This is a genomic window from Holospora undulata HU1 (genome assembly GCF_000388175.3).
GTDB classification, from domain to species: domain Bacteria; phylum Pseudomonadota; class Alphaproteobacteria; order Holosporales; family Holosporaceae; genus Holospora; species Holospora undulata_A.
Genome location: NZ_ARPM03000134.1, coordinates 1 through 8725, shown reverse-complemented (window position 1 = coordinate 8725; position 8725 = coordinate 1). Strand labels below are relative to the sequence as shown.

8 protein-coding genes and 1 pseudogene are annotated in these 8725 nt (G+C 35.0%); 6 read left to right on the top strand and 3 right to left on the bottom strand.

What is annotated here, in order from left to right:
- Positions 1-272: 272 nt before the first annotated feature.
- From K737_RS03675 to hisS, 5 genes are read left to right on the top strand one after another with little or no spacing between them, the layout of a single operon-like run.
- Positions 273-581, top strand: a complete 309-nt coding sequence (locus K737_RS03675) for a YerC/YecD family TrpR-related protein (RefSeq protein ID WP_006291724.1) — start codon at positions 273-275, stop codon at positions 579-581.
- 1 nt (position 582) lies between these two features.
- Positions 583-1557 carry an ABC transporter substrate-binding protein gene (locus K737_RS03670; RefSeq protein WP_006291725.1) on the top strand — a complete coding sequence of 325 codons (975 nt, stop codon included), beginning with the start codon at positions 583-585 and terminating at the stop codon, positions 1555-1557.
- Positions 1554-2402 (top strand): ABC transporter permease, encoded by an 849-nt coding sequence (locus K737_RS03665; protein WP_006291741.1) that lies wholly within the window; start codon positions 1554-1556, stop codon positions 2400-2402. Before K737_RS03670 ends, K737_RS03665 begins: the two co-directional genes overlap by 4 nt.
- 10 nt (positions 2403-2412) lie before the next feature.
- A complete protein-coding gene (locus K737_RS03660; protein ID WP_206537236.1) occupies positions 2413-3141 on the top strand; it encodes an ABC transporter ATP-binding protein in 729 nt (242 codons plus the stop codon).
- 18 nt (positions 3142-3159) lie between these two features.
- On the top strand, positions 3160-4473 hold the full coding sequence (hisS, locus tag K737_RS03655; RefSeq protein WP_235075682.1) for a histidine--tRNA ligase: 1314 nt from the start codon (positions 3160-3162) through the stop codon (positions 4471-4473).
- On the opposite strand, the gene K737_RS03650 is transcribed toward hisS, so the two are convergent.
- Both K737_RS03650 and K737_RS03645 read right to left on the bottom strand, forming a co-directional pair.
- Complete coding sequence (locus K737_RS03650; RefSeq protein WP_006291755.1) at positions 4460-5353, bottom strand: ribose-phosphate diphosphokinase; 894 nt, start codon at positions 5351-5353, stop codon at positions 4460-4462. The genes hisS and K737_RS03650 overlap by 14 nt on opposite strands.
- A gap of 162 nt (positions 5354-5515) precedes the next feature.
- Complete coding sequence (locus K737_RS03645; RefSeq protein ID WP_006291757.1) at positions 5516-6124, bottom strand: MJ0042-type zinc finger domain-containing protein; 609 nt, start codon at positions 6122-6124, stop codon at positions 5516-5518.
- A gap of 683 nt (positions 6125-6807) precedes the next feature.
- Between K737_RS03645 and K737_RS03640 the strand changes: the two are divergent.
- Positions 6808-7849 (top strand): annotated as a pseudogene (locus K737_RS03640) (dicarboxylate/amino acid:cation symporter).
- A 634-nt stretch (positions 7850-8483) separates the two neighbouring features.
- Here the strand turns inward: K737_RS03640 and K737_RS10045 are convergent.
- Positions 8484-8725: hypothetical protein (locus K737_RS10045; protein ID WP_035575013.1), on the bottom strand; the 242-nt coding region annotated here is incomplete at its 5' end.

Below are 8725 nucleotides of genomic sequence, written 5' to 3'. Positions count from 1 at the left end.
ACATGACTATCGCTGATACACTTATTTTAAATGGTTGCGATGCTTCAATACCCCGCCCCCTCATCTAAATTTACCCTTTGTCTTAAATCGTTGCTGTAGCTCTTTGTCATTTTCCTTTTATTTTAACAAAAAAATTACACCTAATTCAACCTAAATTACTATAGTATTTATCTTTCTATATAGACACTATAAAAGCGAGCTTTTTTCTTCTTGACTTTCGTTGCATACCGTGCCATCATGATAGCATACTAGATCAGCACAAAAGCACTGAAATGATCATTTCCGATGATCACCACCAAAATATTAAAGAGCTGTGTCATGCATTTTTGCTACTGTCTACGCAAGAGGAAGCTTTTAATTTCTTGAAAGATTTATGCACGCCTTTTGAACTTTCTGCTTTGTCTGAGCGTTGGCAGATATGTAAAGCTCTAAGTAACGGATTGTCCTATAGAGAAATTCATGTCAAGTTGGGAGCAAGTTTAACAACGATAGGAAGAGTGGCAAGATTTTTAAAAGACGAACCTTATCAAGGATATACAGCAGTTCTACAGAAATTGACTCACGATAAAAAGGAAAACTAAGATGAAAAAAATATTATTATTGCTAACAATAGGAGGGGTAGCGTGTTTATCTTTTGGAGAAAAAATAAAAAGAAAAATCTTTATTAATCAATGTGTTGAACACCCCGCTTTAAATACGACAATAAAGGGAATCATTGACGAGTTAGTCAAAAATGGGTACAAACCCGGAACTGAATTAGATTTGCGCGTAGAATCAGCGCAGGCAAGTCCTGCATTAGCATCCCAGATTTCTGTAAAATTCGTCAATCAAAATCCAGATATTGTGGTGGGTGTTGGTACGATATCTGCTCAAAGTTTTGTTAAGCATATAAAAAAAAATAATATAAAATTTGTGTTTAGCTCAATAACTGACCCATTAAAGGCAGAGCTAGTTCAAAGTTTGAATAAACCAGGAAACAATACCTCTGGAGTCTCTAATTTTGTTGAACTTTCTCCCCAGGTTGAGGTATTTAAAGAAATTCAACCTCATTTAACTCGCTTAGGGGTTTTATACAATCCTGGTGAAGTAAATTCTTTAAGTTTGATAAAAAAATTAAAGGAATTATGCCCAAAATTTGGTATAACAGTGGTGCTTCAGGCTGTGGATAACACATCACAAGTTGCTCAAGCTGCTACCAAATTGGCTGCTAACGTTGATGCTATTTTTATCAGCAATGATAACACTGCGCTTTCTTCCTTACAGACGATTATTAGTATTGCTACAAAAGTAAAAGTACCTGTTTATGTTAGTGATACAGATGCAGTAAAGCTGGGTGCTTTGGCAGCGCTTGGTCCAAATCAGTATAAGCTAGGGGTGCAGACCGCTAAAATGATTGTTTGCGCACTGAAAGGAAAAGATTTAGGGACGATTCCTGTTGAATTTCCTGAACAAACAGAGCTTTATCTTAATCAAGATGCTGCGGAAAAGCTTGGAATTTTCTTTAAAGACAGTATAAAACGTAGAGCAAAAGAAATAGTGGGTAAGAAAACATCATGACTTTAAACGAAATAATGATGAGCTTTGAAATAGGTGGAATTTACGGAATTGCTGCGCTTGGGATATATTTAACTCTTCGAGTCATTGATTTTCCGGATTTGACATGCGATGGCAGCTTTGTTTTAGGAGCTGCTAGTTCTGGAATCCTTATTAAAAATGGAATGAATCCTTGGACCTCATTGAGCATTGCGATGGTAGCCGGAGGCCTTGCAGGCGCAGCAACTGGTATAATCCATACAAAATTCAGAGTGACGAATCTTCTTTCCGGGATATTAGTGGGATTTATGCTGTATTCAATAAATTTACGCGTCATGGGGGGAATTCCCAACATCAGCCTTATGAACCGCGATACTATATTTTCTTCATTTCCCATTGTTCAGATATTGGGAATTGGATTGATGTCGTGTGCAGCAATTACATATCTGCTGATGACAGACTTTGGTTTAGGGTTAAGCAGTATTGGGCAAAACAAGCGTCTTGCAAAAAATTCTGGAGTAAGTATTTCTTTTATGACCATAACCTGTCTTGCTCTGAGCAATTCTATCATTGCATTGTCTGGTGCTTTATTTAGCCAACATCAAGGATTTTCTGATGTAGGAAGCGGTATAGGTACCGTCATGACAGGCCTTGCTTCTGTAATGATTGGTGAAAAAATGTTGCCGTATAGATCTGCTATATTTAGGACTATAAGCTGTTTAACAGGATCAATATTATACAGAATTTTTGTTAGTTTTGCACTTCACGGTGATTATCTAGGGTTAAACACTTCTGATTTGAATTTGGTGACGGGATTGATGATTTTAACCGTTATGTATACTCCAAGGAAAAATTATGCTAAAACTTGAAAATATAGAAGTGATTTTAGGAAAAAATAATAAAGAAAGAAAAATATTGAATAAGCTAAATTTTGACGTGAAAGATGGAGAATTTGCATTAATTGTTGGGGAAAATGGAGCGGGAAAATCTACACTTTTCGATGCTATTTCTGGATCTATTCAGGTAAATTCTGGAAAAATATGGTTGTCCGGTCAAGATATTACTCATACACTTCAAAAGCATAGGGCAAAACTTGTATCAAAAGTTATGCAAGATCCTAAACTTGGAACTATGGAAAATATGACTATTCTCGAAAACATGGCTTTTGCATTTAAGCGAGGGCAAATTAGGGGAGGGGAATTTTTTTCAAGTAAACATAGAATAAGGACGTTTAAAGAAAAGTTAAGCATGTTAAATATAGGCTTAGAAGATAAAATCCAGGAGCTGGTGAGTAATTTATCTGGTGGACAACGGCAAGCGCTGAGTATTCTTATGGCAATATTAAAAGAGTCTAAAATATTGTTGTTAGATGAGATTACCGCAGCATTAGACCCAGCAAGCACTGATTCTGTTATGGAACTAACGAACCAAATTCTGAGAGAAAAAAAACTTACTTGCATAATGATAACGCACAACTTATCCCAAGCAATCAAATATGGAGACAGTTTATGGTTTCTAAAAAATGGGGTATTTATAAAAAAATATGATAAAGAAACTAAATCTAAAATGACATTGGCTGAGCTTTCTTCTAAATTTGAAGAAGTGTAATGAGAAAGGATAAAAATGTTGACGAATATATCTGGATTCCCTGAATTTTTACCAAAAGAGCAGATTGCTTTTAATAAGGTGATTGAGAAAATTAAAGAACAGTTTGAGCTTTATGGATTCATTCCTCTAGATACCCCTGCTGTTGAAAGAGTCGCAACGCTGCTTGCTAAAGGTAATGATAGCGAAATTTACGGACTTCATCGCTTGGCAGGAGACGAAGGAGCAAAAGAAAAGGCTTTAGCACTTCGTTTTGATTTAACTGTTCCTCTTGCAAGATACGTAGCACAACATTATGGTCAGATCACGTTTCCTTACCGAAGATATCATATTGCTCCAGTTTGGCGGGGAGAAAGACCGCAAGCCGGGCGCTACAGACAATTTTATCAGTGCGATATTGACGTCGTCAGCGTTGGTGAGTTACCGCTTATCTATGATGCAGAAACTTTGTCCATAATATATAACGTGTTTAAAGCAATAGGAGTGGAAAGATTTATTATAAAGATCAATAATCGGTTTTTATTAACAGGAATGATAAAATCTTTTGGAGTATTAGAAAGCTCTGTCGATTTAGTAATGCGCACAATTGATAAGGCAGAAAAAATATCAAAAGATGCATTAGATAATGAACTAAGAAATTACGGCATTAGTCAGATCAATACAGAAGTATTGTCTGGTTTGATCGCAAAGCGTTTAACAAATAAAGAGTGGATTGAGTATTTAGAAAGCATTGGTTCTAATGAAGAATTTTTCAAAGGGGTGGAAGAACTAAAAAAAGTGATGAAATTTTTGAAAGATTTTGGAGTTCAAGACCAGTACATACAAATAGATCCTACACTGGCTAGAGGGTTAAATTACTATACAGGAACAGTATCAGAAACAAGATTAGTTGATTTTCCCGAATTAGGAAGCGTTTGTGGAGGAGGAAGGTACGAAAATCTTGTTGGAAGCTTTAGTAATAAAAGATTTCCTGGGGTGGGGTTTTCAATTGGGGTATCAAGGCTGATTCCTAAATTAATAGAATTTGGTGTAATTCACGCCAATCAGGAAACGACAGCAACCGTATTGGTCAGTGTTCAAGATCCTGCTTTAGTGCCTTTTTATATAAAAATAGCAAAAACCTTTCGCATAAAGGGGGTCAATACCGAAATTTATTTGTCAAAAGCTTCATTGGCGGTGCAAATGAAATATGCTGACAAAAAGGGATTTAAGTTTATAATTATTGCCAATCAACTAGAATTAGAAAAACAGCAAATTATTTTAAAACGTTTGTCAGATGGTAAACAAACTCTTGTTACGATTAACCAAGCGATAGAAATAATTAAAGGCGCATAAGCATTTTTACGGTTTCTGCAAGGATAGGAACAATATTAAGAATTTTAAAAAATTGTTGATTTAGTTCTTGAGGAATACTGTTTGTGGTTAGCACTAAATCAATAGGCGCTTTGGTAAGTTTTTGTTTAGCATGGTTAGACAATACAGCATGAGAAGCGATCACACGAATACTTCTTGCTTTATGCTGTTTTAGTAAAAAAGCTGCTTTGCATATTGTTTCCCCAGTATCGATAATATCGTCAATAATCACGCAATTTTTATCAGATACTTCTCCAATAATCGTATTCATTTCACAAGAATTATATCCATTACGAGTTTTGTTGATGATGGCGAGTTCAGCGTTTAAAATTTCTGCCATTTTTTGCGCACGAACTAATCCTCCTATATCGGGAGACACCACAGTAAGATCAGGGGATTTTTCTAAATAAGAAGAAAAAAATACACTAGGATCTATATTTTGAACGCCCATTTTAAAAAAACCTTCTGCTTGTTTAGAATGCAGATCTAAAGTGACGATGTGATCGATTCCTGCAGCTTCAAGCATGGCTGCAATTAATCTTGCGGAAATTGGTCCCCATTTGTAAGCTGGACGATCTTGTCTGCTATATCCAAAATAAGGAACGATTGAAATTATTCTTCGACTTCCTGCACGTTTTGCGGCATCAATAAGAAATAATAGCTCCATTAAGTGATCATTTGCCGGATTACACGTGGATTGAACAATAATTGTATCTTCTTCATACAGGTGTGATGGCAGCTGGACGCGAAGCTCTTGATCGGAAAATCTTTCAATTACGACGTCCATGTACCCAATATTTAAAGTAGTACTTAAATCGCAAGCTATTTTTTTGCAACTGCTTCCTGCAATGATTTTTGGCATATTTGTTTACCTCATTTTACTTTTACTTAATTTTTCTAAATTTTAATATATTGATTGCAATCAAAGATAGGGATTTTTATAACTTTTTTTACACCCTCTACCTAGTGTTTTATGATAAATTTAGATGGAAAACAATCTCAAAATGGTACAAAAAAGCAGTACTTATGGAAAAAATCCTACACTAATTTTTGAAAAAGACGTTGGTGCCTGCTTTAACTCTATGTAAAGTGCTTTTTCTTCACCAGGCAACAAAGGTGTTTTTGGGGGAACGTATTTCATTTTTTTTAATGTTTTTCCTTCTTTTTGTATGTGAATAAACAGTGCAGGAATATATCTTAATTCCTTTGTAACATTAATAAAGTCTACCTTACAAATAATACTATTTTCTGTGTAACGATAAACGACGTTCTGAATTTGAATTTTTTCTTCTTCATAAGATTCTTTTGTTTTTAGCAAGCCGGACCATCCTTGTAAAGAGGATAGAAGTAAGTTTTTTTGATACAACATAAACAGTGTACATCCCAAACAAAGAGGAATGAGTATGGTAAAGCCGATCCAAAAAAAACGAATAGGCTGTGAGCGGTGTGCAAGCTTAGGATGCATCATTAAAGGAGCTTGTACAACAGGAATAGGAGTGTAAGGAGACAAAGCCGGAGGATTTTGGTACCAGACGTGCTTACAAGAAGAACATCGCACATACCCCCCCTTAGACCCCAAAACGTCATCATCCAAATAGTACCGCATGGAACACGCATTACATTTGACAATCATTTAAAAAATAATAAAAATTTTCTCTTGCTTTTTCATACTATACAAAATTATTTACTTTTCATAGCTCTTAGAGAATCTTTTTTCACGAAGAAATATTTTTTATTTATTTTTATTTTACAGTTGTTATTATAAAAAATATTATACAAAAAATCAAAACTATAAAAAAAACATTAAAAAAAATATTAAAAAAACTTATTATTATTATCACAAAATATCGGAACTTTATAAAAAATTATACAAAAATAAAAGTAATTTCTAGATGTAAAAGAATTATCCTTGTAGGAAGATCTTTTTCTGTATAAATAAAAAAATCTATTGACTATTTACAATATATAGTGCTAAGATTTTCAGGTTTTTATCGGAGCTGTGGTGTACGTTCGTTTTCTAATAAGGTCTTTAGTAAATACCTGCTGTTGTTGAAACGCTCTTTATTATCTACTTTTTAAGATTTTTTTAGTTAACGAATTTTTTGGAGGTTTTTATGTGCATAAATCACACCAGTTCTTTTTTTAATCGGATTAGTACCGTCCATTTTTATTTGATAGCCATTATTGTGGGAGTGTTAAGCAGTTATTTTTATATTTCTTTGTTAATAAAATTGGCTCAAATTATTACGGATAATTTTATGAAAATTTTTAAATGCGTAAGCTTGCCTATTATTTCTCTGTCTTATAATAGTAACGGTGTCTCGGTTTAAAGGGGATGAGAGCATAAAAAAGGTAGGAAAAAAAACTTTTCTCTATACAGTTAATACAACGGTTATCGCTGCAAGCGTTGCTTGTGTGTTGTATTATTTGATTTCTCCTGGAAACTTGGAAATTAGCGCTGTAAATACCTCCCATCATACAGGGGTACAAGGGGCAGATTATTTAGGATATCTAAATACAATTATACCTTCGAATATTTTTGCCCCTTTTATCGAACATCATGTGATGGGAGTTCTGCTTATTAGTATGGTTCTTGGGATATCTATTGCTTTTCTTCCCGAAGAAGCTCCTTGCACTGTTATTACCAATTTTTTTAAAGGTGCGCATGGAATGTTTATAGTTATTACGTCTTGGATAGTGAAGATTATTCCTCTTGCTCTTTTTGGGTTCATCACTACAACCTTGGTACAGATGAAAAGCAGTGCAAATATTTCAGGATTAGCTGGTTATTTACTTGTTGTGGTGTTAGCAAACTTTGTTCAGGGCGGGATTGTTCTGCCTGTGTTTCTTCACATTAATGGTATAAAGGCGTTTTCTGCGATGAAAGGGATGTTTCCTGCGTTATCTGTTGCATTTTTTTCTAAGTCTTCTGCGGGAACTTTACCGGTTACGATCAACACTATGGAAAAAAATTTGAATGTGTCTCCGAAAATTAGTCGATTGGTGTTGCCTTTGTGTACGTCAATTAATATGAACGGATGTGCTGCTTTTTATTTTTACAACAGTTGTTTATTTGATGCAAAACAATGGATTAAAAATTGGATTTTTAACAATGATTATGTGGATATTCATTTCTACTATCACTGCAATAGGAAACGCTGGTGTACCGATGGGGTGCTTCTTTTTGTCTGCTTCTTTATTAACAAGTATGAACGTTTCAATAGAGATTTTAGGGCTCATTTTACCATTTTACAGTATCATAGACATGATAGAGACTTCTCTAAACGTTTGGTCTGATGCCTGTATAACAAAAGTTATCGATAGTAAAATTTCAGATAAGATCGAAACTTCTTTTTAAGGGGGAAAGAAGATTGTTAGGAGGCAATAATTCTTATGAGATGTACTAAAAAAATTTTTATAAAAACCTTGTAGTAAAAAATCAATCTACCTATAACGCGTAAATTTTAGGGATAAATTGATGGAGAAATAAAATTATTTTGATTTTTATTTTTTTCTTATCTTTTTCCCCTCCTTAGAATTAAAAGGGGAGATATTTGGGGGTAAGCTCCGGTGGGAAAAAGTGAAAGAAAACTAGTGATCGGTGCATATACTCGTGCTAAATGAAACTGTTTACAATTTTAATAATTTTTCTTATGCAAAGATTTCTGAAAGAAGAAGATCGTGTTGCGTTAAGAATGCAGCATCAGCAAGAAAAGAACCTACGCGTAAAAGATAGGATTAAGGCAGTTTTGTGATCTGACAAAGGGTGAAGCTATCGTCAAATTGCTAAGGCTCTTCTGATTGACGATCGTAGAGAAGTATGAGGAAGATCAAAAGTTAATGGTGTAAAGTGAGGGCTCTGTGAGCAAGCTGAAGTTTCACAAACAGCGGAACTTATCGCACATTTGGAAAGCCAAACGTATATGAAAGTGAGTGATATCTGCGCTTTCTTGAGGCATTGCGTATACGATTCAAGGCAAGACGTTGCACGCCTATAACTTTTCATTTAAAAAGCCAGCAGCATGGCCAGAAAAGGCAGCCAAGTAGGAAGCCCCTTTATTCAACGGTGATGACAACACCGCCGGATGTTTGGTGATGGCGTGCCCCCCACCATGGAAACGAAAATCACCTGTCAGGCACCCCCATTGCCCATGACAGCCTACTCGCATGAACCTGATGGGAGCCTTGGATTGAACGGGTGGTATCCTTAAAAACCTTGAAGACGTTTTTTGAT